The 391-nt window shown below is 40.4% G+C and carries 1 pseudogene; it reads left to right on the top strand.

Features of this window, described 5'->3' with window-relative positions:
* Window positions 1-337 (top strand): annotated as a pseudogene (locus A6E04_RS21055) (DDE-type integrase/transposase/recombinase); the annotation flags it as partial.
* Between the last annotated feature and the right edge of the window lie 54 nt (window positions 338-391).

Raw genomic sequence — 391 nt, 5'->3', positions numbered from 1 at the left:
AACGTTAAATACAGATAAACATTCCTCATACGCCAATGCCATTGCACGATTAAAGTAAGAGGGACGACTCCGAGCTGATGTTAAGCAACGCCAAGTTAAAACTCTCAACAATGGGATTGAATCCAATCATGCTCCCATTAAGAAGTTGATTGTGGCCACTGGTGGTTTCAAACTGAGGAAACGAGCTTGGTCAACCATTCAAGGGTTTGAGTATTTACGAATGTTGAATAAGGGACAATTTGATTTCTGGTTACGCAATGATAAACGTAAAACGATAGCGCGGGAGAGATCCGCCTTTCTCAATCGCTTATTCAAGGTTGAGGTCGTTTTTCTATAATAATGAGTCAATTGTAGGGCTTATTTACCAACTCAGATTATTTGCAACAACCCC

It is taken from the genome of Aliivibrio logei (assembly GCF_001691055.1).
Classification (GTDB): Bacteria; Pseudomonadota; Gammaproteobacteria; order Enterobacterales; family Vibrionaceae; genus Aliivibrio; species Aliivibrio salmonicida.
The sequence above is the reverse complement of the archived record's forward strand: the minus strand, read 5'-3'. Positions and strand labels throughout refer to the sequence as shown.